The sequence below is a fragment of the Escherichia sp. AM3 genome, assembly GCF_032029835.1.
GTDB lineage: Bacteria > Pseudomonadota > Gammaproteobacteria > Enterobacterales > Enterobacteriaceae > Escherichia > Escherichia coli.
Window position 1 is genome coordinate 1 of record NZ_JAVUPQ010000801.1, and the last position, 309, is coordinate 309.

1 pseudogene is annotated in these 309 nt (G+C 58.6%); it reads left to right on the forward strand.

The features are described from left to right. Window positions 1-309: pseudogene (locus tag RTW80_RS28445) on the forward strand (helix-hairpin-helix domain-containing protein); the annotation flags it as partial.

The following is a 309-nucleotide window of genomic DNA, read 5'->3' on the forward strand; positions in this document are numbered from 1 at the left end:
CGTCCTGCCGATACCCGTGCCATCGAGTTTCCAGCCCACTGTCCGGTATGTGGTTCGGACGTTGAGCGCGTGGAGGGGGAAGCGGTAACGCGCTGTACGGGCGGGTTAATCTGCGGCGCGCAGCGTAAAGAGTCCCTGAAGCACTTTGTCTCCCGCCGGGCGATGGACGTCGACGGAATGGGTGACAAGATTATCGACCAGTTAGTTGAGAAAGAGTACGTCCATACGCCAGCGGACCTCTTTACCCTGACGGCAGGTAAGCTGACCGGTCTTGATCGTATGGGGCCGAAATCTGCCCAGAACATCGTT